The 26033-nt window shown below is 60.8% G+C and carries 28 protein-coding genes; 27 read left to right on the top strand and 1 reads right to left on the bottom strand.

The window, feature by feature from the left end:
• Positions 1 to 71 precede the first annotated feature (71 nt).
• From tkt to AC2TC0_RS10025, 7 genes are all read left to right on the top strand, one after another.
• Positions 72 to 2045, top strand: coding sequence for a transketolase (gene tkt, locus AC2TC0_RS10055; protein WP_484717360.1), 1974 nt, complete (start codon positions 72 to 74; stop codon positions 2043 to 2045).
• A 28-nt stretch (positions 2046 to 2073) separates the two neighbouring features.
• Complete coding sequence (gene gap, locus AC2TC0_RS10050; protein ID WP_484717359.1) at positions 2074 to 3081, top strand: type I glyceraldehyde-3-phosphate dehydrogenase; 1008 nt, start codon at positions 2074 to 2076, stop codon at positions 3079 to 3081.
• Positions 3082 to 3104: 23 nt separating this feature from the next.
• Positions 3105 to 4310 carry a phosphoglycerate kinase gene (locus AC2TC0_RS10045; protein ID WP_484717358.1) on the top strand — a complete coding sequence of 402 codons (1206 nt, stop codon included), beginning with the start codon at positions 3105 to 3107 and terminating at the stop codon, positions 4308 to 4310.
• A gap of 85 nt (positions 4311 to 4395) precedes the next feature.
• Positions 4396 to 5283: a fructose bisphosphate aldolase gene (locus tag AC2TC0_RS10040; protein WP_484717357.1), complete on the top strand. Its 888-nt coding sequence runs from the start codon at positions 4396 to 4398 to the stop codon at positions 5281 to 5283.
• A 9-nt stretch (positions 5284 to 5292) separates the two neighbouring features.
• Entirely contained in the window at positions 5293 to 5919 is a 627-nt protein-coding gene (gene thiE, locus AC2TC0_RS10035; RefSeq protein ID WP_484717356.1) for a thiamine phosphate synthase, read from the top strand.
• Between the two features lie 243 nt (positions 5920 to 6162).
• Complete coding sequence (gene efp, locus AC2TC0_RS10030) at positions 6163 to 6726, top strand: elongation factor P (protein WP_484717355.1); 564 nt, start codon at positions 6163 to 6165, stop codon at positions 6724 to 6726.
• Between the two features lie 9 nt (positions 6727 to 6735).
• Entirely contained in the window at positions 6736 to 7554 is an 819-nt protein-coding gene (locus tag AC2TC0_RS10025) for an inositol monophosphatase family protein (protein ID WP_484717354.1), read from the top strand.
• Here AC2TC0_RS10025 and AC2TC0_RS10020 read toward each other — a convergent pair.
• Positions 7551 to 8060 (bottom strand): YbjN domain-containing protein, encoded by a 510-nt coding sequence (locus AC2TC0_RS10020; RefSeq protein WP_484717353.1) that lies wholly within the window; start codon positions 8058 to 8060, stop codon positions 7551 to 7553. The genes AC2TC0_RS10025 and AC2TC0_RS10020 overlap by 4 nt on opposite strands.
• A gap of 195 nt (positions 8061 to 8255) precedes the next feature.
• Here AC2TC0_RS10020 and AC2TC0_RS10015 point away from each other — a divergent pair, with 195 nt between their 5' ends.
• The 20 genes from AC2TC0_RS10015 to AC2TC0_RS09920 all read left to right on the top strand — a co-directional run bounded on the left by AC2TC0_RS10015 (position 8256) and on the right by AC2TC0_RS09920 (position 26033).
• Positions 8256 to 8630 (top strand): NADH-quinone oxidoreductase subunit A, encoded by a 375-nt coding sequence (locus tag AC2TC0_RS10015; protein ID WP_484717352.1) that lies wholly within the window; start codon positions 8256 to 8258, stop codon positions 8628 to 8630.
• Positions 8627 to 9160 carry a NuoB/complex I 20 kDa subunit family protein gene (locus AC2TC0_RS10010; RefSeq protein WP_484717351.1) on the top strand — a complete coding sequence of 178 codons (534 nt, stop codon included), beginning with the start codon at positions 8627 to 8629 and terminating at the stop codon, positions 9158 to 9160. The genes AC2TC0_RS10015 and AC2TC0_RS10010 overlap by 4 nt, the downstream gene beginning before the upstream one ends.
• Complete coding sequence (locus AC2TC0_RS10005) at positions 9160 to 9792, top strand: hypothetical protein (RefSeq protein WP_484717350.1); 633 nt, start codon at positions 9160 to 9162, stop codon at positions 9790 to 9792. Before AC2TC0_RS10010 ends, AC2TC0_RS10005 begins: the two co-directional genes overlap by 1 nt.
• A gap of 2 nt (positions 9793 to 9794) precedes the next feature.
• Complete coding sequence (locus tag AC2TC0_RS10000) at positions 9795 to 10640, top strand: NADH-quinone oxidoreductase subunit C (protein ID WP_484717496.1); 846 nt, start codon at positions 9795 to 9797, stop codon at positions 10638 to 10640.
• Between the two features lie 35 nt (positions 10641 to 10675).
• Positions 10676 to 11893 (top strand): NADH-quinone oxidoreductase subunit D, encoded by a 1218-nt coding sequence (locus AC2TC0_RS09995; protein ID WP_484717495.1) that lies wholly within the window; start codon positions 10676 to 10678, stop codon positions 11891 to 11893.
• Positions 11894 to 12067: 174 nt separating this feature from the next.
• On the top strand, positions 12068 to 12736 hold the full coding sequence (locus AC2TC0_RS09990; RefSeq protein WP_484717349.1) for a complex I 24 kDa subunit family protein: 669 nt from the start codon (positions 12068 to 12070) through the stop codon (positions 12734 to 12736).
• Positions 12736 to 12912 (top strand): hypothetical protein, encoded by a 177-nt coding sequence (locus tag AC2TC0_RS09985; protein WP_484717348.1) that lies wholly within the window; start codon positions 12736 to 12738, stop codon positions 12910 to 12912. The genes AC2TC0_RS09990 and AC2TC0_RS09985 overlap by 1 nt, the downstream gene beginning before the upstream one ends.
• Position 12913: 1 nt before the next feature.
• On the top strand, positions 12914 to 14200 hold the full coding sequence (gene nuoF, locus AC2TC0_RS09980) for an NADH-quinone oxidoreductase subunit NuoF (protein ID WP_484717347.1): 1287 nt from the start codon (positions 12914 to 12916) through the stop codon (positions 14198 to 14200).
• Complete coding sequence (locus tag AC2TC0_RS09975; protein ID WP_484717346.1) at positions 14197 to 14901, top strand: hypothetical protein; 705 nt, start codon at positions 14197 to 14199, stop codon at positions 14899 to 14901. Before nuoF ends, AC2TC0_RS09975 begins: the two co-directional genes overlap by 4 nt.
• Positions 14901 to 15635 carry a hypothetical protein gene (locus AC2TC0_RS09970; protein WP_484717345.1) on the top strand — a complete coding sequence of 245 codons (735 nt, stop codon included), beginning with the start codon at positions 14901 to 14903 and terminating at the stop codon, positions 15633 to 15635. The genes AC2TC0_RS09975 and AC2TC0_RS09970 overlap by 1 nt, the downstream gene beginning before the upstream one ends.
• A gap of 34 nt (positions 15636 to 15669) precedes the next feature.
• Positions 15670 to 15867 (top strand): hypothetical protein, encoded by a 198-nt coding sequence (locus AC2TC0_RS09965; protein WP_484717344.1) that lies wholly within the window; start codon positions 15670 to 15672, stop codon positions 15865 to 15867.
• A 5-nt stretch (positions 15868 to 15872) separates the two neighbouring features.
• The gene (gene nuoG / locus AC2TC0_RS09960) at positions 15873 to 17885 is read left to right on the top strand and encodes an NADH-quinone oxidoreductase subunit NuoG (RefSeq protein WP_484717343.1); all 2013 of its coding nucleotides are present in this window, start codon (positions 15873 to 15875) and stop codon (positions 17883 to 17885) included.
• Positions 17882 to 18925 carry an NADH-quinone oxidoreductase subunit NuoH gene (nuoH, locus tag AC2TC0_RS09955; protein ID WP_484717342.1) on the top strand — a complete coding sequence of 348 codons (1044 nt, stop codon included), beginning with the start codon at positions 17882 to 17884 and terminating at the stop codon, positions 18923 to 18925. Before nuoG ends, nuoH begins: the two co-directional genes overlap by 4 nt.
• Positions 18922 to 19410, top strand: a complete 489-nt coding sequence (gene nuoI / locus AC2TC0_RS09950) for an NADH-quinone oxidoreductase subunit NuoI (RefSeq protein ID WP_484717341.1) — start codon at positions 18922 to 18924, stop codon at positions 19408 to 19410. Before nuoH ends, nuoI begins: the two co-directional genes overlap by 4 nt.
• 12 nt (positions 19411 to 19422) lie before the next feature.
• Positions 19423 to 20034 (top strand): NADH-quinone oxidoreductase subunit J, encoded by a 612-nt coding sequence (locus AC2TC0_RS09945; protein WP_484717340.1) that lies wholly within the window; start codon positions 19423 to 19425, stop codon positions 20032 to 20034.
• Entirely contained in the window at positions 20031 to 20336 is a 306-nt protein-coding gene (gene nuoK / locus AC2TC0_RS09940) for an NADH-quinone oxidoreductase subunit NuoK (RefSeq protein WP_484717339.1), read from the top strand. The genes AC2TC0_RS09945 and nuoK overlap by 4 nt, the downstream gene beginning before the upstream one ends.
• 3 nt (positions 20337 to 20339) lie before the next feature.
• Positions 20340 to 22355 carry an NADH-quinone oxidoreductase subunit L gene (gene nuoL, locus AC2TC0_RS09935; RefSeq protein WP_484717338.1) on the top strand — a complete coding sequence of 672 codons (2016 nt, stop codon included), beginning with the start codon at positions 20340 to 20342 and terminating at the stop codon, positions 22353 to 22355.
• Complete coding sequence (locus AC2TC0_RS09930) at positions 22355 to 23884, top strand: NADH-quinone oxidoreductase subunit M (protein WP_484717337.1); 1530 nt, start codon at positions 22355 to 22357, stop codon at positions 23882 to 23884. Before nuoL ends, AC2TC0_RS09930 begins: the two co-directional genes overlap by 1 nt.
• The gene (gene nuoN / locus AC2TC0_RS09925; protein WP_484717336.1) at positions 23881 to 25314 is read left to right on the top strand and encodes an NADH-quinone oxidoreductase subunit NuoN; all 1434 of its coding nucleotides are present in this window, start codon (positions 23881 to 23883) and stop codon (positions 25312 to 25314) included. Before AC2TC0_RS09930 ends, nuoN begins: the two co-directional genes overlap by 4 nt.
• Positions 25236 to 26033: a biotin--[acetyl-CoA-carboxylase] ligase gene (locus AC2TC0_RS09920; RefSeq protein ID WP_484717335.1), complete on the top strand. Its 798-nt coding sequence runs from the start codon at positions 25236 to 25238 to the stop codon at positions 26031 to 26033. Before nuoN ends, AC2TC0_RS09920 begins: the two co-directional genes overlap by 79 nt.

Genomic DNA, 26033 nt, shown 5'->3' with positions numbered 1-26033 from the left:
GTGTCGCAATGGGGCGGTGCATCGCGGCGGGGTCACTGCTTTACCCGCACCCGGCCAAAAATGGAGGTTCCATGACGCTCGCCGACCGTTCGCTGGCGAATGCCATTCGCGCACTGGCGATGGACGCGGTGCAGGCGGCGAACAGCGGCCACCCGGGCATGCCGATGGGCATGGCCGATGTGGCGACCGTCCTCTACCGCGATTTCCTGAAATTCGACGCGGCCGACCCCAGATGGCCTGACCGCGACCGCTTCGTGCTATCGGCCGGCCATGGCTCGATGCTGGCTTATGCGACCCTGCACCTGGCAGGCTACGCCCGCCCGACCATCGAAGACATTCGCAATTTCCGCCAGCTGCATAGCCCCTGCGCGGGGCATCCCGAAAATTTCGAGCTAGAAGGCGTTGAAACGACGACCGGGCCGTTGGGGCAGGGGATTGCCACTGCCGTCGGCATGGCGATCGCCGAACGTCACCTCAACGCCCATTTCGGCGATGAACTCGTCGATCACCGCACCTGGGTGATTGCCGGCGATGGCTGCCTGATGGAAGGCATCAACCACGAAGCCATCGGTCTGGCGGGGCATCTGGGGCTGGGGCGGCTGATCGTCCTGTGGGACGACAATCGCATTACCATCGACGGCAGCACCGATCTGTCGACCAGCGAAGATGTAAAGGCCCGTTATGCTGCCACCGGCTGGCATGTGACAAGCTGCGACGGCCACGACGAAGCCGATATTGCCCGCGTGCTGGCTGCGGCCGTCGCCGATCCGCGCCCGTCGCTGGTCGCCTGCCGCACGTTGATCGGTTATGGCGCGCCCAACAAGCAGGGGACGTCGGCGACGCACGGCTCGCCACTGGGCGCGGACGAAGTCGCGGCGACGCGCGAAGCGCTGGGCTGGACTGCGGGCCCGTTCGAAATTCCGGCCGACATCGCGGCCACGTGGCGCTCCTTTGGCGCGCGCGGGGCCGAAGCCAACAAGGCCTGGCAGGCTCGCATGGCCGTCAACGCCAAGGGTGCCGAATTGACTGCGCGCCTCGCGGGACAGGCAAAGCCCGGCGCCGCCTTCGCCGATTATCTTCAGTCGCTGGCAGACAAACCGCCCCTTGTGGCAACCCGCAAAGCGTCCGAAAATGCGCTCACTGCCCTGACCGCGGATATCCCCATGATGATCGGCGGCAGCGCCGACCTCACCGGCTCGAACAACACCAAAACCGCCGCGACCGGGCCGCTCACCAAAGGCAATTATGGCGGGCGTTACATTTACTACGGCATCCGCGAATTCGGCATGGCGGCGGCGATGAACGGGATGGCGCTGCACGGCGGGATCATCCCCTATGGCGGCACTTTTCTGGTCTTCGCCGATTATTGCCGCGCCGCGATCCGCCTGTCGGCGCTTCAACAGCAGCGCGTTGTCTATGTCATGACGCACGACAGCATCGGGCTGGGCGAGGACGGACCAACGCACCAGCCCATCGAGCATCTGCAATCGCTGCGCGCCATGCCCAACTTGCTGGTGATGCGCCCCGCCGACGCGGTGGAAACCGCCGAATGCTGGGCGCTGGCGCTGGCGCAAACCGATCGGCCCAGCTTGCTGGCGCTAACGCGGCAGAATCTGCCGCCGCTGCGCACCGATATCGCCGAGAATCGCTCGGCCAAGGGCGGATATCGTTTGAAAGCTGCCGAAAATGCCCGCCGCGTCGTGCTGATCGCCACGGGCTCGGAAGTGTCGCTGGCGCTTGACGTTGCCAAATCTTTGGAAGCGCAAAGTGTCGGTGCCGATGTTGTGTCGATGGTTTCGACCGAGCTGTTCGACGAACAACCCGCCGCCTATCAGGCTGATATTTTGGGTGACGGCGGCGATCCCACATTGCGGGTTTCAATCGAGGCCGGAACGACATTTGGCTGGGAACGCTACACCGGGCGCGGCGGCTTGCGCTTTGGCATTGACGGTTTCGGTGCATCTGCCCCCATTGATGCGCTATATGATCATTTTGGCCTTACCGAGGCCAAAATCACCCCGCAAATTCTCGCCGCCCTCGGCTAAGACAAACAAGAAGCAGGAGTTTTTCGCTATGGCTATCAAGGTTGCCATCAACGGTTTCGGGCGCATTGGCCGCAACGTGGCGCGCGCCATTCTCGAGCGCAGTGACCATGATCTCGAACTGGTGTCGATCAACGATCTCGCCTCGGCGAAGGCCAACGCGATGCTCTTCAAGCGCGATTCGGTGCACGGCGCTTTTGCGGGCACGGTCGATGTCCACGGCGACGACCTCGTCATCAACGGCAAGCGTATCAAGGTGACCGCTGAGCGCGATCCCGCCAACCTGCCGCATGCCGCCAATGGCGTGGATATTGCGCTGGAATGCACCGGGTTCTTCACCGACCGCGCAAGTTGCGAAAAGCATCTCGCTGCCGGGGCCAAGCGCGTGCTGATTTCAGCACCGGGCAAGAATGTTGATTTGACTGTCGTGTTTGGTGTCAATCATGACAAGCTGTCGGCCGATCATGTCATTGTGTCGAACGCGTCATGCACCACCAATTGCCTCGCGCCTTTTGCCAAAGTGCTGAATGACAGTGTCGGCATCGAACGCGGGCTGATGACCACGGTTCACGCCTACACCAACGACCAGAAAATCCTCGATCAGATCCACGACGACCCGCGTCGCGCGCGCGCCGCTGCTATGTCGATGATCCCGACCACCACCGGCGCTGCCCGCGCAGTGGGCGAAGTGCTGCCCGAGCTAAAGGGCAAGCTCGACGGCTCGGCGATCCGCGTGCCGACGCCCAACGTGTCGGTGGTCGATCTGACTTTCGAGCCCAAGCGCGACACCACGAAGGACGAGATTAACGCGCTGCTCAAGGCTGCCTCCGAAGGCGCGCTCAAGGGCGTTCTTGCTTATTCGGACGAACCTTTGGTGTCGACCGATTACAACCATTGCCCGGCCAGCTCGACCATCGACAGCCTGGAAACCAGCGTCATCGATGGCAAGCTGGTGCGCGTGCTGAGCTGGTACGACAATGAATGGGGCTTTTCGAACCGCATGGTTGATACCGCAGGAGCGATGGGCAAGCTGCTCTGACCCACACTTCAGGAGTGATGGCAATGACGCGCTTCAAAACATTGGACGATATGGGCGATGTCGCGGGCAGGCACGTGCTGGTCCGTGTCGATCTTAATGTGCCGATGGCGGACGGCGCGGTTACAGACACGACGCGGCTGTCCGCCGCGGTGCCGACCATCAGCGAATTGGCCGATCGCGGCGCGATTGTTCTACTGCTGGCGCATTTCGGGCGGCCCAAGGGCGCGAAAAACCCCACCCAATCGCTGTCGCTGGTCATCGATGCGCTGGCCGACGTGCTCGGGCGCGGGGTGATGTTCATCTCCGACTGCGTGGGCGAGGGGGCCAAGGCGGGGCTGACGGTGCTCGCGCCGGGCGATGTCGCGGTGCTGGAAAACACCCGGTTCCACCCCGGCGAGGAAAAGAATGATCCTGCCTTTGCCGCCGCGCTTGCGGAAATTGGCGATCTTTATGTCAACGACGCCTTTTCTGCGGCGCATCGCGCGCATGGCTCGACCGAGGGCATCACGCACCATCTGCCCAGCTTTGCGGGCCGCGCGATGGAGGCCGAACTCAAGGCACTCGACGTCGCGCTCGGCAATCCGGCGCATCCGGTCGCCGCCGTGGTCGGCGGTGCCAAAGTGTCGAGCAAGATTGATGTGCTGACCAATTTGGTGGGTAAGGTCGACCATCTGATTATCGGCGGCGGGATGGCCAACACTTTCCTCGCAGCGCGCGGAATAAATGTCGGTAAGTCCCTGTGCGAACATGATTTAATCCCAACCGCCGAGGCCATCTTTGATGCCGCTGATACGGCGGGCTGCACCATCCATCTGCCCTATGACGTCATGGTGGCACGCGAATTCGCCGCCAATCCTCTCAGCCTGCGCACCTGCAATGTGCACGAAGTTGGTGAAGATGAAATGATCCTCGACATCGGCCCCGCCGCCGTCGAGGCGCTCGCCGATGTGCTCAAAATCTGTCGCACCCTGGTCTGGAACGGCCCTCTGGGCGCATTTGAACTGCCGCCGTTCGACACCGCCACCGTTGCGCTTGCGCGCACCGCCGCTGCGCTCACCCGCGATGGATCATTGGTTTCGGTGGCTGGGGGAGGCGACACGGTCGCCGCACTCAATCATGCACGCGCAGCGGGCGATTTCAGCTTCGTTTCTACCGCAGGGGGCGCCTTCCTCGAATGGATGGAAGGCAAGCCGCTGCCCGGCGTCATCGCGCTCGAAAAGGCGTCCTGATTTTCGTTGTTAACGCTGGTTGCGCCGTCATTTCGTGCCGGTTATGGCGCGGTCAGCATACGTATGCACCGCAACAGGGGTCCCCATGAATATCGCCGAAATGACTGCCAAAATCGCTGACGGAAAGGGCTTTATAGCCGCGCTTGACCAATCTGGCGGTTCAACGCCGAAGGCGCTGAAGGGATATGGCATCGGTGAGGATGCATGGTCGGATGAGGCAGGCATGTATGATCTCATCCACGAGATGCGCTGCCGTATCATCCGCTCGCCAGCCTTCAATGGCGACAAGGTCATTGGCGCAATCCTGTTCGAACGCACGATGGACGGCATGGTCGATGGGCAAAGCGTTCCGGCGGCGTTGATCGCCAAGGGCGTAGTCCCTTTCATCAAGATCGATAAGGGGTTGGAAGACGAGGCTGATGGCGTCCAGCTGCTCAAGCCCATGCCCGACCTCGACGCGTTGCTGACCAAAGCGAAAGCACTCGGCGTTTTCGGCACCAAAGAGCGTTCGGTTATCCATTCGGCCAACAGCGCTGGAATCGCAGCGGTGGTCGCACAGCAATTTGCCGTCGCACAGCAGGTCATGGCGCATGGAATGATGCCGATCATCGAGCCAGAGGTGAACATCAAAAGCGCGACGCGCGCACTTTGTGACACGATGCTGCGCGAAGAAATCCTGAAGCAGGTGAATGCCTTGCCGGATACGGTGAAGGTGATGCTGAAGCTGTCATTGCCGGTGGTCCCGGGCCATTTCGACGAGCTGGTGGCGCATCCTGCGGTGCTGCGGGTGGTCGCGCTGTCTGGCGGCTACAACCGGCCCGAGGCTTGCGCCGCACTTGCCAAAAACCAAGGCGTCATCGCCAGTTTCAGCCGTGCGCTGCTGGAAGATTTGCGGGCGCAAATGAGCGAGGCAGAATTTGACGCGGCTTTGGGTGTTGCCGTTGATGACATTTACGCCGCATCGGTGGCATAGTTGGTCATCATGCCGCGTCCCGATTGCCAACTTTATCTGGTATCCCCGCTCGAAACGGGCGGCAGCTTTCCTGACCAGCTGCGCAGCGCGCTTGGGGCCGGGCCGGTCGCCGCATTCCAGTTTCGCGTCAAGGGCCTAGACCAACATGAAGCTGCAAGGCTTGCTGAACCGTTGCAGTCAATCTGCGCTGACCATGACGTGGCGTTCATCGTCAATGATAGCATTGCGCTGGCCAAGCGTCTTGGGGCAGACGGCGTTCATCTTGGCCAGGGCGATGGCGAGCCCGGCGAGGCGCGGCGCGTGCTCGGGCCCGACGCCCAGATCGGCGTTACCTGTCACAACAGCCGCCATTTGGCCATGGAGGCCGGTGAGGCAGGGGCGAACTATGTCGCGTTCGGAGCCTTTTTCCCGACAACAACCAAGCATGTCGATCATGTTGCCGAGCCTGAGATTTTGACTTGGTGGCAAGGGCTATTCGAGTTGCCTTGCGTTGCCATAGGCGGGATCACGGCCGCCAATGCGCGCGCGCTAGCTAATGCAGGGGCCGACTTTCTCGCTGTTTCCGGCGCTGTCTGGGCCCATGATGCCGGGCCGGACGTCGCTGTGCGCGAACTGCTCGCCGCGGTGCGCGGCTGACGCCTTTTCCTCGGTCCGGCCAAAAAGCCCTGCTGCCGGCGGCAGGCATTGCGGTTTCTTCAGTTGAGCCGTTTCCATAACCACCCTTGTATCTGGCGACGGTCTAATCGCCATAGGATAAAGTCGCCAAAATCGCCAGCGCTTGCGCTTTTGCGAGTGCGAGGCTAGGGGCCAGCGCCACGGAGCGCGCGGGCATGCGACGCCTCCATGCTCTTTCTTCCTTATTCAGACGAGTGTGCACACATGAAAATCAGCGGCGTTGAAATCCGTCCCGGCAATATCCTTGAGTATGAGGGCGGTATCTGGAAGGTCGCCAAAATTCAGCACACCCAGCCGGGCAAGGGCGGCGCCTATATGCAGGTCGAGATGAAGAATCTGATCGATGGGCGCAAAACCAACGTGCGCTTTCGTAGCGCCGACACGGTCGAGAAAGTCCGTCTCGACACCAAGGATTTCCAGTATCTGTACGCCGAAGGCAGCGATCTGGTCTTTATGGACAAGGATACGTACGAGCAGATCACCATTGCCACCGACATTGTCGGGGAAGCTGCCGAATTCCTGCAGGATGGCATGGATGTGGTGCTGGAACTGTGGGAAGAACGCCCCATTTCAGTCGAGCTGCCCGAACAGGTCGAAGCCACGATTGTCGAGGCCGATGCTGTGGTGAAAGGTCAGACCGCGTCGTCGTCCTACAAACCCGCGCTGCTCGACAATGGCGTGCGCGTCATGGTTCCGCCGCATATTACCAGTGGCACCCGCATTGTGGTCAACGTCTATGACCGCGAATATGTGCGGCGAGCGGATTAAGGCTGACTCATGGCCGTTTCCGGCATCATCACCGTCATGGAGCGCGCCGCGCGGAAGGCCGGCACGAAGCTGCGCCGCGATTTCGGCGAGATCGAACATTTGCAGGTGTCGCAAAAGGGGCCCGCCGATTTCGTGTCAAAGGCCGATCAGGCCGCCGAACGCACGCTTTACGACGAACTCACTTACGCGCGCCCCGGCTGGGGCTTCGTGATGGAAGAAGCTGGGGTGATTGAAGGGGAGCCGGGCAAGCCGCGCTTCATCGTCGATCCGCTCGACGGCACGTCCAACTTCCTCCACGCCATCCCGCATTTTGCCATTTCCATTGCGGTGCAGGAACCAAAGCCGGGCGGCGGCTGGGGAGACGTGACTGCGGCGCTGGTGTATCAGCCCGTGACCGACGAAAGCTATTGGGCCGAGCGCGGGCGTGGCGCCTGGCTGCACGATCGGCGGCTGCGCGTCGGTGCGCGCCGGCAGTTGAACGAATGTCTGGTTGCCACCGGCATTCCATATATGGGCCATGGCGATTTTGCCCAGTGGAGCCGGATTTTTGGGGCCGTTGCTCCGGAAGTTGCAGGTATCCGCCGTTTCGGAGCAGCTAGCCTTGATCTCGCCTGGGTTGCGGCGGGACGTTTCGACGGTTTCTGGGAGAGCGACCTTGCGATTTGGGACGTCGCCGCCGGCATGTTGCTAGTGCGTGAGGCCGGCGGCTTCGTCAGCGATTTTCGTGGCGGCGAGAGGGCGATTGAGCGCAGCGAATACCTCGCCGGCAGCGCGGCGGTCCACAGCAAGCTGCAGAAGCTGGTCGCGGGTGCACTGCGGGGAGCTTAGCTGCTGCTGGATTTGGTGGCGCTGCTCTCGTCACCGTGGATGTGCGTTTGGAACGCCTCCATCAATGCCTTCCACGTGTTTAGTGCCTCGCCGACATTTTCGCGCGGGATGCCATTGAAATCGAGATCGAGATCCATTTCCAGTACCGGGTCGCCTTCGTCATCGCGATAGGCGCGTGCGAAGCGCTTCTCGCGATTCCACACGTTCAATTCGTCGAGTGTCGTGTCCTTCGCATCATTATAACCCATGTAGAACTGGATGGTCTTGCAGTTGCGCTGACTGTCATCGCAATTCATAAAGAGGATCAGGTATTTCAGCCCCTCATGGCTGCTCTCGATATAGTCGGGCTCACCCGTGGTCTGCTTGATGTCGGCCTTCATCCCTTGCGCCTTGACGATGTCGGCAATCACCGAAGCCCGACCCGCGCCAACCAGTTCGGCGTGTGCGGGGACAGCGTAGGCCGACATGGCTGCCGCCAGAACTGCCATGAAAGCAAAATTGCGCATCAACCATTCTCCCCCAAACGCTATGTCTAGCCTGCTTTCTCATCATTGACGGCGCGATGCCGCATGGCAAGCGGCGATCACGCTTGCCATGCAAAATTCCCCGATTCATCGGCTTGCGACCCTGTGCTGCGTCGCCTAAAGCGCCCATTGACCGGGTCCACCGGACTCGCCAGCCAACGAGAAAAAGAGCCGGAAATGCCCGACCTTTTGCAATATCTCCCCATCCTCCTGTTTTTGGGGGTCGCGCTCGGGATTTCGTGCCTGTTCGTCTTCCTGCCGATGGCGGTATCGCGTTTGACCGGGGCGCATGAACCCGACCCTGCCAAGCTGACTGAGTATGAATGCGGCTTTCCGGCATTTGAGGATGCACGCAGCCAGTTTGATGTGCGATTTTATCTGGTCGCAATTTTGTTCATCATCTTCGACCTGGAGGCGGCTTATTTGTTTCCCTGGGCGGTCAGCCTTGAGGAAATCGGCTGGGCCGGCTGGGTCACGATGATGGTGTTCCTGGCCGAACTGGGTCTGGGCCTGGTCTATGCCTGGAAAAAGGGAGCGCTGGATTGGGAATGAGCAATTCAACCATTCTTGCGCCCGGCACCCAGCCCGATCCGGCCTTCTTCAACGACTTGACCGCCGAGATTGGCGACAAGGGCTTTCTGGTCACGTCGGTCGAGGACCTGACCACCTGGGCGCGCACTGGCAGCTTGTGGCCCATGACCTTCGGCCTGGCCTGCTGCGCGGTCGAGATGATCCACGGCTATATGCCGCGTTATGATTTTGAACGCTTCGGCATCGCGCCCCGCGCCAGCCCGCGCCAGTCGGACGTGATGATCGTTGCGGGTACGCTGTGCAACAAGATGGCCCCGGCGCTGCGCCGCGTGTACGATCAAATGTCCAACCCCAAATATGTGATTTCGATGGGCAGCTGCGCCAATGGCGGCGGCTATTATCATTACAGCTATTCGGTGGTGCGCGGCTGCGACCGTATCGTTCCGGTCGACATTTATGTCCCGGGGTGTCCGCCGACCGCCGAAGCGTTGCTCTATGGCATCATGCAGCTCCAGCGCAAAATCCGCCGCGTCGGGACGGTGGAGCGGTAATGCGCGCAGGGCTTATCATATTTTCAGCGCTGACTGCGATCGGCGCGGTTTGTGCGTCTGCTTCTGCGCAGGAATCTGCGCCTGCCAAGGTCGATTCCAAGCCTCTTTGCGCACTTCATGGCGATGGCTGCGACGCGCCGCCGGCGCAGTGGGCCTGGCAGCGGTTTGAACCGCGGGTGGGCGGATTTTCAGTTGAAATTCCGTGTAATGGCAAGCAGGCCGATGCTTTCGGCCAATTGCTAGCCATGTCCAGAGCGAAATTTCCGGCCAGCAATACTCGCTCTTGCATGAAGGCCGCGGCTGGTTTCAGTGCCACCTTGGTTGGTTTCTCTGCTTTGCCGGATGATGCAACGCCCCCGGATGACCTCCTTAGGGGGGTGCCAGACATGTTCACGGCCTTTGTGCAGCAAGGTGTGAATAAGGGCATTCCCGAGACGACCTTCAAAGGGCGCCGAGCGATTACCAACACCATCGAAAAGGCGGATCGCCGCAGCAAGGTTGTTGTGGTTGAGGCCGGGCGATACGGGATCATTTTGCTGACAGCAGACATTCTGGAAGATTTCCCTGGCACGCGTGAGGAGGCCGACACTGCAGCCGATCGCTTTCTTTCTTCGCTGGAGTTTGTGGAATGAGCATCCTCCACGCCGCCCCTGCCATCGCCCCGCGCAAGGACCTTGCTAAAGCGCTCAAGGGCGCGCTGGGCAAGGATTTGCTCGCACACGTCTTTGCCAACGACGAAGACAGCATCACCGTGAAGCGTGATGCGCTCGACGGCGTGATGATCGCGCTGCGTGACCGGCTGGACTATCAGCAGCTGATGGAAATCGCCGGGGTGGATTATCCTGACCGGCCCGAGCGGTTCGAGGTGGTCTATCACTTGCTCAGCGTGACGCACAACCACCGGCTGCGTGTGCGGGTTACTGCCAGCGAAGCCACACCGGTGCCCAGCGTGACGGGCATCTGGCCCGTCGCAGGTTGGCTCGAGCGCGAGGTGTTCGATATGTACGGCGTGCTGTTCAGCGGCAACACCGACTTGCGCCGGATCCTCACTGACTATGGTTTTGAAGGCCATCCGTTCCGTAAGGATTTCCCGCTGACTGGGTATACCGAAATGCGCTATTCCGAGGAACAGAAGCGCGTCGTGTATGAGCCCGTCAAGCTGGCTCAGGATTTCCGGCAGTTCGACTTCCTTAGCCCTTGGGAGGGTGCCGATTATGTGCTGCCCGGCGATGAGAAGGCAGGCGGCACAGGCGAGGCACCCGGCAAGGGCGCGCCGACGCCGCAGACCGCCGACAAGGCCCGCAAGGATGAGGCGCCAGTCAAAGCTTCGCCGCCGCCGACGCCCAAGGTAACCGAGAAGCCGTCGGAAACCGGTGCGGGCAAGGCAGCGAACAAGGCTGCGGCCAAGCGTAGTGGTGGCGCTGCTGCCAAGCCAGCGGCGAAACCCCGCAGCCCTCGTAAACCCAAGGGTGATGCATGACCGACAGCCAAACCGTCAAAAATCATGGCAGCGACATGTTCGAAGGCTATCCGGTCGATACGGCCGAAACGCCCGGCGATCTGCAGGTCACCAACTACACCATCAATTTCGGCCCGCAACACCCGGCGGCGCACGGCGTGCTGCGCCTGGTTATGGAACTGGACGGCGAGATTATCGAGCGGCTCGACCCGCATATCGGCCTGCTCCACCGTGGCACTGAGAAGCTGATCGAGCATAAAACCTATTTGCAGGCGCTCCCTTATTTCGACCGGCTCGATTATGCCTCGCCGCTGGCGATGGAGCATAGCTATGTGCTCGCCATCGAAAAGCTGCTGAACCTCGAAGTGCCACTGCGCGCGCAGTTTCTGCGGGTGTTGTTCGCCGAGCTGACGCGCGTTTCCAATCACCTGCTCAACATCGCGCACCACATCCTTGACGTCGGCGCGCTGACGCCCGGCTTGTGGCTCTATGAAGCGCGCGAAGATTGTCTGTCCTTCTTTGAACGCGCATCGGGCGCGCGGATGCACTGTGCCTGGTTCCGCCCCGGCGGGGTGCATCAGGATGTGCCGCTGAAGCTGCTCACCGACATCGGCGACTGGCTCGATGACCGGTTGCCGCGGTTGTTCGAGGATGGCCTCGCCCTCGTGCTCGACAACCGCATCTTCAAACAGCGCAATGTCGATATAGCCTATGTCAGCAAAGAAGACGCACTGGCGTGGGGCTTTTCGGGGCCGATGATCCGCGGCGCGGGGCTAGCATGGGACCTCCGCAAATCGCAGCCGTACGACGTTTACGCAAAGATGGACTTCGACATTCCCGTCGGCACGCGCGGCGATTGCTACGACCGTTTCATGGTCCGCGTCGAGGAAGTGCGCCAATCGATCCGCATCATGAAGCAGTGCCTGCAACAAATGCCCGAAGGCCCGGTGTGCAGTGATGACCGCAAGGTGGTGCCGCCCAAGCGCGCCGAAATGAAGCAGTCGATGGAATCGCTGATCCACCACTTCAAACTGTATACCGAGGGTTTCCATGTCCCCGCTGGCGAAGTCTATGTCGCGACCGAAAGCCCCAAGGGCGAATTCGGCGTCTATCTGGTCAGCGATGGCACCAACAAACCCTATCGCTGCAAAATCCGCCCGACGGCGTTTTCGCATCTGCAGGCAATGGATATGATGTCGAAGGGTCACATGCTGGCGGATACGACGGCCATCATCGGTGCGCTGGATATTGTGTTCGGGGAGTGTGACCGGTGAATTGGCGACGAGCTATTGGTGCGTTCGTTGGGTTGCTTTGCCTAACATATCTGGTTTTGAAGTACGCTTTTGGCTTCAGTTTTGTGCAGCCCTATTGGGATTTAATCGTGCCTTTTCTTGCACTTTATATTCTAATTGATTGGTTCTCGGCCCGTCGGGAAATGAATGTTAACAATGGCTGACGCACCCACCATCCCCGATGAAGCCGAAGTCCGCGCGCGCTGGGGCGATTTTGCGTGGACGAAGGCCCATGCCGCGCAGGCCGCGACCATCATCGCGCGCTACCCCGCCGGGCGGCAGCGCAGCGCTGTCATGCCGCTGCTCGACCTCGCCCAGCGCCAGGTGGGGGCGGAAACGCAGACGCAGGGCTGGTTGCCCGTCCCGGTGATCGAATATGTCGCGGCACAGCTCGATATGCCGTTCATGCGCGCCTATGAGGTCGCGACCTTTTATACCATGTACAACCTTGCCCCCGTGGGCCGTTTCCATGTGCAGGTGTGCGGTACCACGCCGTGCCTGCTGCGCGGGTCGGACGATGTGATGGCGGCGTGCAAGAATCGCGGCATGGCCAAGGGCAGGACGACACCCGACGGGCTGTTCACGCTGACCGAGGTCGAATGCATGGGCAATTGCGCCAACGCGCCGATGGTTCAGATCAACGATGATAATTATGAAGACCTCGACTACGACAGCATGACGCACATCCTTGACGCGCTGGCGGCAGGTGAAACGCCTAAGCCGGGGACACAAAACCCGAACCGCCACACCAGCGATCCCGAGGGCGGGCCGACGACGCTAAAAGAAATGGTGTCGGCAAACCATGATTACCGGAAGAGCTGGTGATGGAAACGAACAAGATCCTGCAACTCATCGGCCTGATCGTCGCGATCATCGTTGTGTTGGTGATTGTCCGGCTGGTGTTGGGCCTCGCCATCGGCATCGCCCAAATTGCGCTGGTCATCGCGATGATTGCGGGTCTCTATTTCTTGGCCGAACGCGTCTTCGGAAAGGGCCGCTGACATGCTCGCCGACAAAGACCGCATCTTCACCAACGTCTACGGCTTTCAGGACTGGGGCCTGAAAGCAGCGCAGGCGCGCGGCGATTGGGACAAAACCGCGGCGCTGATGAAGCGCGGGCAGGACGCGATTATTGAGGAAATCAAGGCGTCAGGCCTGCGCGGCCGCGGTGGGGCAGGGTTCCCGACCGGCCTCAAATGGTCGTTCATGCCCAAGAACCCGACGCCCGACCGCCCCAGCTTTCTGGTTATCAATGCAGACGAATCTGAACCCGGCAGCTGCAAGGATCGCGAAATCATCCGCCACGATCCGCACAAGCTGATCGAAGGCGCGCTGATCGCCGGGTTCGCGATGCGCGCGCGCGCCGCCTATATTTATATCCGCGGCGAATATATTCGTGAGGCCGAAACGCTGTTTGCCGCTGTCCAGCAGGCCTATGACGCCGGGCTGCTCGGCAAGAACGCCGCCAAGTCGGGCTATGATTTTGACGTCTTCGTCCATCGCGGCGCGGGCGCCTATATCTGCGGCGAAGAAACTGCGATGATCGAAAGCCTGGAGGGCAAAAAGGGCCAGCCGCGCCTAAAGCCCCCATTCCCGGCAGGTGCGGGGCTTTATGGCTGCCCGACCACGGTAAACAATGTGGAATCCATCGCGGTCGTGCCGACCATCCTGCGGCGCGGCGCCCCGTGGTTTGCGTCGTTCGGTCGTCCCAACAATGCCGGGACCAAGCTGTTCCAGATTGCGGGCCATGTCGAAAAGCCGTGCGTTGTCGAAGAGGCGATGAGCATCCCCTTCCGCGAGCTGATCGAAAAACATTGCGGCGGCATAAGGGGTGGCTGGGACAATCTGCTTGCGGTCATTCCGGGCGGATCGTCCGTGCCGCTGGTCCCCGCAAAGGACATTATCGATTGTCCGATGGATTTTGACGGGTTGAAGGAACAGGGTTCAGGCCTCGGCACCGCCGCGATCATCGTCATGGACAAATCGACCGACATTGTTCAGGCGATCAGCCGCATCAGTTACTTCTACAAGCATGAAAGCTGCGGCCAATGCACCCCGTGCCGCGAAGGTACTGGCTGGATGTGGCGCGTGATGGAGCGGCTACGCACCGGCGACGCCGACATTGGCGAAATCGACACGCTATATGATGTCACCAAACAGGTCGAAGGCCATACCATCTGCGCGCTGGGCGACGCGGCGGCATGGCCGATCCAGGGCCTGATCCGGCATTTCCGGCCTGAACTGGAACGGCGCATCCGCGACAATGGCCTGATGGAGGCAGCGGAGTGAAGCGTTTTGCGCTCATTCTGGCGGCGGCCGCTACCGCGTTGGGGACTTTGGTTCCCGCTGACGCACTCGCGCAACGCACCGGCACTCGCATGGGCCGCAACGCCGTAAAGGCCGACGCCGAAACCGTTAGTGCCATGATTGCCGCCTGCATGGTCAAACGGCGCGGCGCCATCGTCGAACGTATCCTTGCGACTTTGCCGGGCAGCAATGAAGAAGACCGACTGATGATTTCAAATGAAGGCACGTTTGGAATCTGCATGTCGGATGACAAACTCGTCGCCGATGGCCGCACGCTCTATTTCGATCCGCAAGGGTTACGGCTCCATTTGGGCGTTGCGGCGGCGCGCGCCCGCGTTGCGGCTAGCACTGGCCCTGATGCAGTGGCTGCCGCCAGTGCCCCATGGTTCGTTGCCCCGATGGCCAAAGTGAAGGCCGATGAGCGCAAGCGCATCGACCAATCGATGCTGGCTCTTATGGAAATGGGCGATTGCTTGCTCACCAGAGAAACGGCGGGGGCAGTCGAGCTCGTCCAATCCGAAACCAGCACCCCTGACCAGGGCAAGGCCATGCGCAAGCTGGTTCCTCATCTTTCCGCCTGCCTCAGCGCGGGGCAGGAAATTGAAATCACCCCCGATGTCGTGCGCTTTGCCATAGCCGAGCCGCTGTACAACCGTCTGTCCCCCCAGAAGGAGCCTGTGTGATGAAATATCTGCTGATTGCTTCGAGCCTGCTTGTGACGCTTGCACCGCCGGTAATGGCGCAGGGGGCGACGACAACCACGACGACACCGCCCAGCAGCATGGGCCGTTGGGGCGAATTTCGGGCGCGGCAGGACGAGCAGCGGCGGCTGGATGGCGAGCGCCAGCTGAACGCTGCCGAGCCGAAGCAAGGCACGCCCGCGCCGGGTTATGAGGACAAGCAGGCAACGCTGGCCGATTTTGCCGATTGTGCAGTGGCCCAAGCACCGGAGCGGACCGCCGAATTGCTCGCCACCACGCCAAATACGCGCGAAGAGGGGCAGGTACTGCGCAAGTTCGTCGGCCTCGACAGCTGCACCCGCGGGCGCGCCTTTGTCAGCGCGCGCAGCGGTGAGATGCGCGGCGCGCTGGCCGAAGCGGCGCTGCTGCGCGACGCGGCACGGCTGGCATCGTTGGCGGCACGCGTTGGTGCGACACCCGCGCGTATCAGCGAAACGGCGGCGGGCACGCGCCCCTTCGTCATCGCCTATGGCCAGTGCATAGCCGGTGCGGCCCCGTCGCAGTCGGTGGCGCTGATTGCTACGCCGCACGGCAGCGACGATGAAAAGCGCGCGATGCTGGCAATCGGCGAGCCACTAAAGGCGTGCATGCCCGAAGGCGTCGCTTATTCCTTGAACATCCGCGACGTCCGCAACCATGTGGCCGACGCGCTTTACCGGATGAGTGCGGGGGTGTGATGACTATTGTCATCTACTATCGGGGAGAGATGTGATGGGTGCTTTTTCTATCTGGCACTGGCTTGTCCTGCTTATTTTCTTCATTCCAAATTTCTTCATCGTGAAGAAGGCTGGTTTTTCGCCAGCATGGGCGCTGCTCATGTTCGTACCCATAGTGAACCTTATCGCCTATTGGGTGTTTGCATTTATCGACTGGCCTGCCACCCGCTCGCCAGCTGCGACATTTGAGTAACTCAATTGCCTAACGTCACCATCGACGGAACCGAGATTGAGGTTCCCGCAGGCGCGACCGTCCTGCAGGCGTGCGAGCTTGCCGGGAAGGAAATCCCGCGCTTCTGCTATCACGAACGGCTGTCGATTGCCGGCAATTGCCGCATGTGCCTGGTCGAGGTATCGCCCGGCCCGCCGAAGCCGCAGGCGTCGTGCGCGCTGCCCGCGACCGAGGGGCAGGTGATCAAGACTGACTCGCCGATGGTCAAAAAGGCGCGCGAAGGGGTGATGGAGTTTCTGCTCATCAACCACCCGCTCGATTGCCCGATCTGCGATCAGGGCGGCGAGTGCGATTTGCAGGATCAGAGCATTGCCTATGGCCGCGGAGCGTCGCGCTATGACGAGAATAAGCGCGCGGTGACCGAGAAATATATGGGTCCCATCGTCAAGACGGTGATGACGCGCTGCATCCAGTGCACTCGCTGCGTTCGCTTTGCCGAGGAAGTCGCGGGCGTTGAGGATATCGGTGCCATATATCGCGGCGAAAATATGCAGATCACCAGCTATCTGGAGCATGCGGTCAAAAGCGAGCTCAGCGGCAATGTCATTGACCTGTGTCCCGTCGGCGCGCTGACCAGCAAACCCTATGCGTTCGAAGCGCGGCCGTGGGAGCTGACCAAAACGCTGGGCATCGACATGATGGACGCGGTCGGCACCAATGTGCGTATCGACAGTCGCGGGCGGCAGGTGCTGCGCGTGCTGCCGCGCGTCAATGATGACGTGAACGAGGAATGGGCAAGCGACAAGACGCGCCACCATGTCGACGGCCTTACCCGTCGCCGGCTCGACCAGCCGTTTGTGCGCAAGGATGGCAAGCTGGAACCCGCGAGCTGGCAGGAGGCCTTTGCTGCCATTGCCGCCGTTAATGCCGGATCATCGGTCGCCGCCATCGCAGGCGATCTGGTCGATTGCGAAACGATGTTCGCGGCGAAGGCGCTGGTGAACGCGCTCGGCTCCACGATGCTTGAGGGCCGCCAGACCGGCCTAAGCTATGACGTCACCAGCCTGGCGGCGGTCAATTTCAACACGACCATCGCCGACGCGGAGAGCGCTGACGTCATCTTGCTCGTCGGCACCAATTTGCGCTGGGAAGCGCCGCTGATCAACACGCGCTTGCGCAAGGCGGTGTGGAAGAAGCGCGCCAAGGTGTTCGCCATCGGCGCAGAGGTTGACCTCACCTACCGCCACGAATGGCTGGGCAATGATGCCGCGCTGGTCACCAAGCTGCCCAAGGCGGTGATCGAAGCGCTGACCAAGGCCGAACGCCCGATGATCATCCTCGGCGGCGGCGCGCTCGCGGTTCCGGGCGTGCATGGCGCGGCGCTGGCGCTTGTGGAAAAGATTGGTGCGGTCAAAGACGGCTGGAACGGCTTCAACGTCGTACACATGGCGGCCAGCCGCATGGGCGGGCTGATGCTCGGCTATGCACAAGCTGGCGGAATCGCGGATATTGTGACGGCAAAGCCCAAGCTCGCCTTCTTCCTGGGCGCGGATGAAGTTGATTTCACCGCGTTCAAGAAAACACTCAACGTCTACGTCGGCCATCATGGCGACAAGGGCGCGCACGCCGCCGATGTCATTCTGCCCGCCGCTGCCTGGACCGAAAAGGCCTTTACGACGGTCAACACCGAAGGCCGGGTGCAGCGCAGCGAAAAGGCCGTCTTCGCCCCTGGCGACGCGCGCGAGGATTGGAGCATTTTCCGAGCGCTCGCCGATGCGTTGGGGGTGACGGTTGGCTTTGACAGTTTCGAAGAATGCCGCGCGGCGATGATCGCGGCGGTGCCTGCGCTCGGCGTTGAGGGGCTGGCCGATTATGGCTGGGCTGCACCCAAGCTGCCCGCCAAGGTTGAAAGCGGCCCAATTCCGTCGCCGATCAAGGATTTCTACCTCACCAACGCCATCTGCCGCGCTTCGCCGACGATGACGCGTTGCTCGGAAGAGATATTGCACGGCGTTACGTTTGCGGAGGCGGCGGAATGACCGCTTTTTTCCAAAGCCTTGGCATGTCGTTCGAAGCCGCATGGTTTACCGCGACCATCGCGGGCATCCTCCTTATCGCGCTGCCCGTCATGCTTGCAGTCGCGCTGATCATTTATGCCGACCGCAAAATCTGGGCGGCGATGGCGCTGCGGCGCGGGCCCAACGTGGTGGGACCTTTCGGCATTCTCCAGTCTTTCGCCGATGGCCTGAAGGTCTTCCTTCAGGAAACCATTATCCCGTCGAGCGCCAACCGCGGCTTGTTTCTGATTGCGCCGATCATCACTTTCACCGTTGCGTTGCTTGCATGGGCTGTGATCCCTTTCAATTCGGGCGCGGTGCTGGCCGACATTAATGTCGGGCTGCTCTACATCCTCGCTATCAGTTCGCTTGGGGTCTATGGCGTCATCCTGTCGGGTTGGTCTTCCAACTCGAAATATCCGTTTTTCAGCGCGATGCGCGCGTCGGCGCAGATGATCAGCTATGAGGTCTCGATCGGCTTCATCCTGATTTCGGTCGTTCTGTTCGCCGACAGTTTCAACATGAACGAAATTGTGAAACAGCAGCAGGGCCACGGCCTGGGCTTTGTCAACGCCTTCGGCTTCAACCTGCTGCTCTTTCCGATGGCGGTGATGTTCCTGATCTCCAGCCTCGCCGAAACCGCGCGCGCGCCGTTCGACCTGACCGAGGCGGAAAGCGAGCTCGTTGCTGGTTACCAGACTGAATATAGCTCGATGGCCTTCGCGCTCTTCTGGCTCGGCGAATATGCCAATGTCATCCTGATGTGCACATTGAACGCCATCCTTTTCTGGGGTGGTTGGCTGCCGCCAGTCGATTGGGCACCGCTCTATGCTGTGCCGGGCGTGATCTGGCTGTTTGCCAAAATCCTGTTCTTCTTCTTCGTCTTCAGCTGGGTGAAGGCGACCGTGCCGCGCTATCGCTATGACCAGCTGATGCGGCTGGGGTGGAAGGTGTTCCTGCCTATTTCGCTGCTCTGGGTGTTCTTAGTGAGTGGCTATCTGATGTTGACGAGATATTCATGACCACCATCGCGCACCTCATCAAAACCTTCACCCTGTGGGAATTCGTCAAGGCGCACGCTCTGACGCTGAAATATTTCTTCAAGCCCAAGGCGACGGTCAATTATCCGTTCGAAAAGAACCCGATTTCACCGCGCTTTCGCGGCGAACATGCGCTGCGCCGCTATCCCAATGGCGAAGAACGTTGCATTGCGTGCAAGCTGTGCGAGGCGGTTTGCCCGGCGCAGGCGATCACCATCGAGGCTGAGCCGCGCGAAGACGGGTCGCGGCGCACCACGCGCTACGACATCGACATGACCAAATGCATCTACTGCGGCTTCTGTCAGGAAGCCTGCCCGGTCGATGCGATTGTCGAGGGGCCCAATTTCGAATTCGCCACCGAAACGCGCGAAGAATTGCTCTACGATAAGGCGAAATTGCTCGCCAACGGCGATAAATGGGAACGCGCCATTGCCGCGAACCTTGCCGCCGATGCGCCGTATCGATAGGGGGCGCGCAACGTGATTCAGCTGGTTGCCTTTTACCTCTTCTCCACCATCGTGATCGCCTCGGCGTTGATGGTGATTGCCGCGCGCAATCCGGTGCACAGCGTGATGTGGTTGATCCTCGCATTTTTCAACGCGGCGGGGCTGATGCTGCTCGCGGGAGCCGAGTTTATCGCGATGCTGCTGGTGATCGTCTATGTCGGCGCGGTCGCGGTGCTGTTCCTGTTTGTCGTGATGATGCTCGACATTGATTTTGCTGAGCTACGCAGCGGCTTTGTCAAATATTTGCCGGTCGGCCTGTTGGTCGCCGTCGTGCTGGCGGCCGAACTGGTGTTCGCGCTGGGGGCGTGGCAGGCTGGCGGGATCGATTTGGCTCAGCGCGCTGCGCCGATTGTCGATAACAAGAGCAACATCGAACAGGTCGGTGAGCTGCTTTACACCCGCTACATCTTCCTGTTCGAAGCGGCGGGTATTATCCTGCTGGTCGCGATGATCGGCGCGATCGTGCTCACCCACCGGCAGCGCGGCGGCGTGCGGCTGCAAGACATCAACCAGCAGAACCAGCGGCGTCCGGAGGACGCGACGCGCCTCGTCAACCAGCCGGTCGGGCAGGGGGTTGAGCTGTGATTGGTGTTGGCCATTATCTCGCGGTTTCGGCGGTGCTGTTCACACTGGGCGTGCTCGGCATTTTCATCAACCGCAAGAATGTGATCGTCATTCTGATGTCGATCGAGCTGATTTTGCTGGCGGTGAACATCAACCTAATCGCGTTCAGCCAGGCGCTGGGCGATCTGGTGGGGCAAGTATTTGCAATGTTCGTGCTGACCGTCGCGGCAGGTGAGGCGGCCATCGGGCTGGCGATTCTCGTGATCTATTTCCGTGGCCGTGGGACCATCGCGGTCGATGACGCCAACCGGATGAAGGGGTAACCGGTGCTTCAGGCGATTGTTTTCCTGCCGCTGCTCGCGGCGCTGGTTGCTGGCCTTGGCCAGCGCTGGATTGGCGTTACGGCGGCAAAGCTGGTTACTACCGGCGCGCTATTCGCCAGCTGTGCGCTCAGCTGGCCCATCTTCCTGTCCTTTGTTGCGGGCACGGGCGAGGCGGGCGTGGTGCCGGTGCTGCAGTGGGTACAATCGGGCGCGCTGTCGTTCGACTGGGAACTCAGGATCGACACGCTGACGGCCGTCATGTTGGTCGTGATCACGACCGTGTCGGCGCTCGTCCACCTCTATAGCTGGGGCTATATGGAGGAGGATCCGGACCAGCCGCGCTTCTTTGCCTATCTGTCGCTCTTCACCTTCGCCATGCTGATGCTCGTGACGGCGAACAATCTGGTGCAGATGTTCTTCGGCTGGGAAGGGGTCGGCCTTGCGTCCTATCTGCTCATTGGTTTCTGGTACAAAAAACCCAGTGCCAACGCCGCCGCAATCAAGGCTTTCGTCGTCAATCGCGTGGGCGATCTGGGCTTCATGCTCGGAATTTTCGGCACCTTCCTGGTGTTTGGCACCGTCTCGATCCCTGAGATTCTTGAGGCCGCACCGGGCATGGCGGGGTCGACCATCACCTTCCTCGGCATGCGCCTCGACACCATGACCATATTGTGCCTGCTGCTGTTCATCGGCGCGATGGGCAAATCAGCGCAATTGGGCCTGCACACTTGGTTGCCCGACGCGATGGAGGGCCCGACGCCGGTCAGCGCGCTGATCCATGCCGCGACCATGGTGACGGCGGGCGTGTTCATGGTGTGCCGCCTGTCGCCAATGTTTGAAACCAGTGATATCGCGCTGGGCGTTGTCACCTTCGTTGGCGCTGCGACCTGCCTGTTCGCGGCCACCGTTGGAACAACGCAGTGGGACATCAAGCGCGTCATCGCTTATTCGACGTGTTCACAGCTGGGCTATATGTTCTTTGCGGCGGGTGTTGGTGCCTATGGCGCTGCCATGTTCCACCTTTTCACCCACGCATTTTTCAAGGCGTTGCTGTTCTTGGGTGCAGGCAGTGTCATCCACGCGATGCACCATGAACAGGACATGCGCTATTACGGTGCCCTCAGGAAACATATCCCGCTCACCTATTGGGCCATGATGATGGGGACACTCGCGATCACCGGTGTCGGAATCTATGGCGTGTTTGGCTTCGCTGGCTTTTACTCAAAGGACGGAATTCTCGAGGCAGCTTTCGCCAGCGGCGGCAGCGGCGTCGTGGTGTTCTGGACGGGCATTTTTGTGGCCCTGCTCACCAGCTTCTATTCGTGGCGACTGGTTTTCCTAACCTTTTTCGGCAAGGCCCGTTGGGAAGCAAGCGAGCATATCCAGCATGCGGTGCACGATGATCATCATCATGGCGACGCGCACCATGCCGTCCCCGGCGATGGCACTGCAGGTTACCACCCCCACGAAAGCCCGTGGACCATGCTGGTTCCGCTCGGCGTCTTGTCGGTCGGTGCATTGCTAGCGGGTTTCCTGTTCTACAAGCCCTTCATCTATGCCGAGGAAGGCACGGCCTTTTGGGCCGGCAGCATCGCGTTTGACGCGCATCTCATGCATCTCGCGCACGAAGTACCGCTGTGGGTCAAATGGACGCCCTTCGCGGTCATGGCCATTGGTCTCGCCATAGCATGGTATGCCTATATCCGCCGTCCCGACTTCCCGGCCAAATTTGTCGAACAATTCGGTGTGGTACACAACTTCGCCTACCGTAAATGGTATTTCGATGAGCTATACGACCTCCTCTTCGTAAAGCCGTCGTTCGCCATCGGTCGCTTTTTCTGGAAGCGCGGCGATGAAGGCACCATCGACCGGTTCGGTCCAGACGGTGCCGCGGCGCTGGTGCAGGGTGGCACGCGCCTCGCGATCAAATTTCAGTCGGGCTATGTCTATGGCTATGCCTTTGTAATGCTGCTGGGCCTTGTGGGCATCCTCAGCTGGGCGATGGTGAAGTTTCAGTGATGTCCATTCCCATGCTTTCCCTTATGCTGCTCGTGCCGCTGGTCGCGGCCATCGCCTGCTTGTTCGTTGATGCTCGCGCCGCGCGCTGGACCGCGCTGGCAGCGACGCTAGTCAACCTCGTGCTCGGCATCCAGCTGTGGTTCGGCTTCGATATCGGCGGCGCGCAATGGCAATATGTCGAGCGGGCCGAGCTGTTCGGACGCTTCGCCTGGGCGCTTGGTATCGACGGCATGGCATTGATGCTGATCCTGCTCAGCGTATTCCTGATGCCGCTCTGCATCCTCGCCAGCTGGGAGGCGATCTCGAAGCGCGTACCGCTCTACATGAGCATGTTTTTGCTCATGGAAGTGATCATGATCGGCGTGTTTGCCGCGCAGGACTTGATCCTTTTCTATCTTTTCTTCGAAGCCGGCTTGATCCCGATGTATTTCATCATTGGCATCTGGGGCGGGGCGAACCGCAAATATGCAGCATTCAAATTCTTCCTCTACACTTTGCTTGGTTCGGTCCTGATGCTCGTCGCGATGATCGCGATGATCGGACAGGCGGGAACGACCGACATTCCGACGCTGCTCAATTACGACTTCCCGAAGGACATGCAGACCTGGCTGTGGTTGGCCTTCTTCGCCAGCTTTGCGGTCAAAATGCCGATGTGGCCGGTGCACACCTGGCTTCCCGATGCGCATGTGCAGGCGCCGACGGCCGGGTCGATGATTCTGGCGGGCGTGCTCCTCAAAATGGGCGGTTACGGCTTTCTGCGCTTCAGCATCCCGATGTTCCCCGATGCCTCGGCGCAGCTGATGTGGTTGGTGTTCGGCCTGTCGATGACTGCCGTGGTTTACACCAGCCTGGTCGCGCTGGTGCAGGGCGATATGAAGAAGCTGATCGCCTACAGCTCGGTCGCGCACATGGGCATCGTTACCGCCGGTCTGTTCGCGATGAACCAGCAAGGCATCGAAGGCGCGCTGATCGTCATGCTCAGCCACGGCTTTGTCTCCGCCGCACTCTTCTTTTGCGTTGGCGTCATTTACGACCGGCTGCATACGCGCGAGATTGACCGCTATGGCGGCCTTGCCATCAACATGCCGGGCTATGCGATGCTTTTCATGCTCTTCACCATGGCGTCGATTGGCTTGCCGGGCACTAGCGGCTTCGTCGGCGAATTTTTGAGCCTTGCCGGCATTTACGAGGCATCGAGCTGGGCGGCCTTTGTCTGCACAACCGGCATCATCCTGGGCGCGGCCTATATGCTCTACCTCTACCGCCGCGTCGTTTTCGGCGAGCTAACCAAAGATGATGTCCGCGCCATGCCCGACCTTAACGCGCGTGAATGGGCAATCATGGCCCCACTAGCTGCTGTTACCTTATGGATGGGCGTCTATCCTGAAAGCTTCCTCGCGCCGATGCGGGGTGACGTGGCGACGCTGGTGGCGCGGGTCGCCGACAGTCGCGCCCCTAGCGATGCTGATCTGACCGCCGGCAAACCGACACCAAAGCCCGCCAAAGCGCATGCGGGAGAAGCCCATTGAACGCCGACCTCGCCCTTGTGTTGCCCGAAATTCTGCTGACCGTCGGCGGCCTTGTCACGCTGATGATTGCTACCTTTGCCAGCGACCGTGCTGTCGCCCTCTATCAGGGTGCAGCGGTGCTGACGCTGGCTGCCGCGATTGCGGCGGTAACCGCAACTATCGGCCACGCGCCTGCAACTGCCTTTATGGGCACAGTAACCGTCGATGCATTCGGCAGCTTCGCCAAACTGCTGATTTATGGCGCCAGCATCCTCTGCATCCTAATTGCGCCGCGCTTTTTCGGGCCTGGGATGCGCGGTGAATATCCGGTGCTGATTGTCTTTGCGGCGCTCGGAATGGGGATGATGGCGTCTGCGCGCGACATGCTGACGCTTTATATCGGGCTCGAACTCAACAGCCTCGCTGCTTATGTTCTTGCCAGCTTCATGCGTACCGATGGCCGCTCGGCCGAAGCGGGGTTGAAGTATTTCGTCCTCGGCGCGCTCGCTAGCGGGATGCTACTTTACGGCATTTCACTGCTTTATGGCTTTAGTGGCACCACCAGTTTTGACGGAGTTGCAGGGGCCTTTGCCAGCGGGACCAATATGGGCCTGATCCTGGGCCTGGTCTTCGTCTTGGCTGGCATGGCGTTCAAGATCAGCGCGGTGCCGTTTCATATGTGGACGCCCGACGTCTATGAAGGTGCGCCTACGCCGGTCACCGCTTTCTTCGCCAGTGCTCCCAAGGTTGCGGCCATGGCACTTACCACGCGGTTGGTCGTTGAGGCGATGGGCCCGGGTACTGCCGCTTGGCAGCAGATCATTATCTTTTTGGCGCTCGCCTCAATCCTTCTTGGGGCGGTTGGCGCCATTGGACAGACGAATGTCAAACGGCTTCTGGCCTACAGTTCGATCAACAATATCGGTTTCATGTTGATCGGCCTCGCTGCGGGAACACCGGCGGGCGTTCAGGCGGTGCTGACCTATTTGCTGGTCTATGTCGTGACTACGCTCGGGGCCTTTTTGGTCGTGCTCAATCTGCGCGACAGCGACGGCCAGCCGGTCGAGGAAATCAGCGCGCTTGCCGGTCTTTCCGAACGCAAGGCAGGTCTAGCCGCGGCGCTGGCGGTGTTCCTGTTCAGCATTGCAGGCATTCCGCCATTGTTCGGTTTCTGGCCCAAATATCTGGTGTTCGAGGCCGCCGTACTGGCCGATCTGGTGCCGCTGGCAGTGGTCGGGATTGTCGCTTCGGTCATCAGCGCCTTTTATTATCTCGCTATCATCAAGACGATGTATTTCGACGATGTCGCCGATGTGCAGTGGGGCGGGCAGGGGCCCTGGCTAGAGCGCGGCTTGATTACGGGCAGCGCACTTTGGCTGTCGGTTGTGGGCTATTTGTTCATCCAGCCTCTTGCCGGGGCCACGGCCCATGCTGCGGCGGTGCTATTCTGAACAGCGCGTTTACTGTCGTCGCGGCGACCGGATCTACCAACGCTGATTTGCTGGCGGCGGTCGCGTCAGAAGCGCCATGGCCCGAAGGCCACTGGTTGGTCGCCGACCGCCAGTCGGCGGGCCGGGGACGCTTGGGACGATCGTGGAGCGACGGTGCTGGCAATTTCATGGGGTCAGTCACCGTAGCCTTGCGTGCCGACGACCCGCCGCCGCTTGGCCTGGCGTTGCTCACGGCGCTGGTGGTGCATGATGCGCTGCGCAGCCTCGGTGCGCCTGAGGGGCTGGTAATCAAATGGCCAAATGATTTGCTCGTCGACGGGGCCAAGCTGGCCGGCATTCTGCTCGAACGCGCCGGCGACCATGTCGTTGTCGGTGTCGGCGTCAATCTGGTCAGCGCCCCCGACATTGCCGGACGAATGACGACGCATCTTGCTGCCCTGGGTTGCGCAATCGATCGCGACACAGTCGCCGCAACGCTGGCTTCCTATTTCACACAGGCCCTTGCCGACTGGCGGGGTGGCGGCTGGCCCGATGGTATATTGGCGCGGTGGCATGCCGCCGCGCTACCGCGCGGAACCGCGCTGACGCTCAGCGAAGGCGAGCATGCTGGATTGACGGGCCGTTTCGATGGCCTAGAGCGGGACGGCAGTTTAGCACTGGTGCTTGCTGACGGGCGGCGGTTAATCGTCCACGCGGGCGATGTGTCACTTGCCAAATAG

The sequence above is a fragment of the Sphingopyxis sp. sgz302558 genome, assembly GCF_057220455.1.
This window is presented reverse-complemented; position numbering and strand designations above follow the sequence as displayed.

Excerpts from the sequence above, each read along its gene's own strand:
- AC2TC0_RS09970 (WP_484717345.1), top strand. The coding sequence starts at position 14,901 with ATGAAATATCTGCTGATTGCTTCGAGCCTGCTTGTGACGCTTGCACCG.
- nuoH (WP_484717342.1), top strand. The coding sequence starts at position 17,882 with ATGACCGCTTTTTTCCAAAGCCTTGGCATGTCGTTCGAAGCCGCATGG.
- AC2TC0_RS10045 (WP_484717358.1), top strand. The coding sequence starts at position 3,105 with ATGACGCGCTTCAAAACATTGGACGATATGGGCGATGTCGCGGGCAGG.
- AC2TC0_RS09965 (WP_484717344.1), top strand. The coding sequence starts at position 15,670 with ATGGGTGCTTTTTCTATCTGGCACTGGCTTGTCCTGCTTATTTTCTTC.
- AC2TC0_RS09990 (WP_484717349.1), top strand. The coding sequence starts at position 12,068 with ATGGCTGACGCACCCACCATCCCCGATGAAGCCGAAGTCCGCGCGCGC.
- AC2TC0_RS10010 (WP_484717351.1), top strand. The coding sequence starts at position 8,627 with ATGAGCAATTCAACCATTCTTGCGCCCGGCACCCAGCCCGATCCGGCC.
- nuoI (WP_484717341.1), top strand. The coding sequence starts at position 18,922 with ATGACCACCATCGCGCACCTCATCAAAACCTTCACCCTGTGGGAATTC.
- AC2TC0_RS10040 (WP_484717357.1), top strand. The coding sequence starts at position 4,396 with ATGAATATCGCCGAAATGACTGCCAAAATCGCTGACGGAAAGGGCTTT.
- gap (WP_484717359.1), top strand. The coding sequence starts at position 2,074 with ATGGCTATCAAGGTTGCCATCAACGGTTTCGGGCGCATTGGCCGCAAC.
- AC2TC0_RS10025 (WP_484717354.1), top strand. The coding sequence starts at position 6,736 with ATGGCCGTTTCCGGCATCATCACCGTCATGGAGCGCGCCGCGCGGAAG.
- AC2TC0_RS09985 (WP_484717348.1), top strand. The coding sequence starts at position 12,736 with ATGGAAACGAACAAGATCCTGCAACTCATCGGCCTGATCGTCGCGATC.
- AC2TC0_RS09930 (WP_484717337.1), top strand. The coding sequence starts at position 22,355 with ATGTCCATTCCCATGCTTTCCCTTATGCTGCTCGTGCCGCTGGTCGCG.
- AC2TC0_RS10020 (WP_484717353.1), bottom strand. The coding sequence starts at position 8,060 with ATGCGCAATTTTGCTTTCATGGCAGTTCTGGCGGCAGCCATGTCGGCC.
- nuoF (WP_484717347.1), top strand. The coding sequence starts at position 12,914 with ATGCTCGCCGACAAAGACCGCATCTTCACCAACGTCTACGGCTTTCAG.
- efp (WP_484717355.1), top strand. The coding sequence starts at position 6,163 with ATGAAAATCAGCGGCGTTGAAATCCGTCCCGGCAATATCCTTGAGTAT.
- AC2TC0_RS10005 (WP_484717350.1), top strand. The coding sequence starts at position 9,160 with ATGCGCGCAGGGCTTATCATATTTTCAGCGCTGACTGCGATCGGCGCG.
- thiE (WP_484717356.1), top strand. The coding sequence starts at position 5,293 with ATGCCGCGTCCCGATTGCCAACTTTATCTGGTATCCCCGCTCGAAACG.
- tkt (WP_484717360.1), top strand. The coding sequence starts at position 72 with ATGACGCTCGCCGACCGTTCGCTGGCGAATGCCATTCGCGCACTGGCG.
- AC2TC0_RS10015 (WP_484717352.1), top strand. The coding sequence starts at position 8,256 with ATGCCCGACCTTTTGCAATATCTCCCCATCCTCCTGTTTTTGGGGGTC.
- AC2TC0_RS09995 (WP_484717495.1), top strand. The coding sequence starts at position 10,676 with ATGTTCGAAGGCTATCCGGTCGATACGGCCGAAACGCCCGGCGATCTG.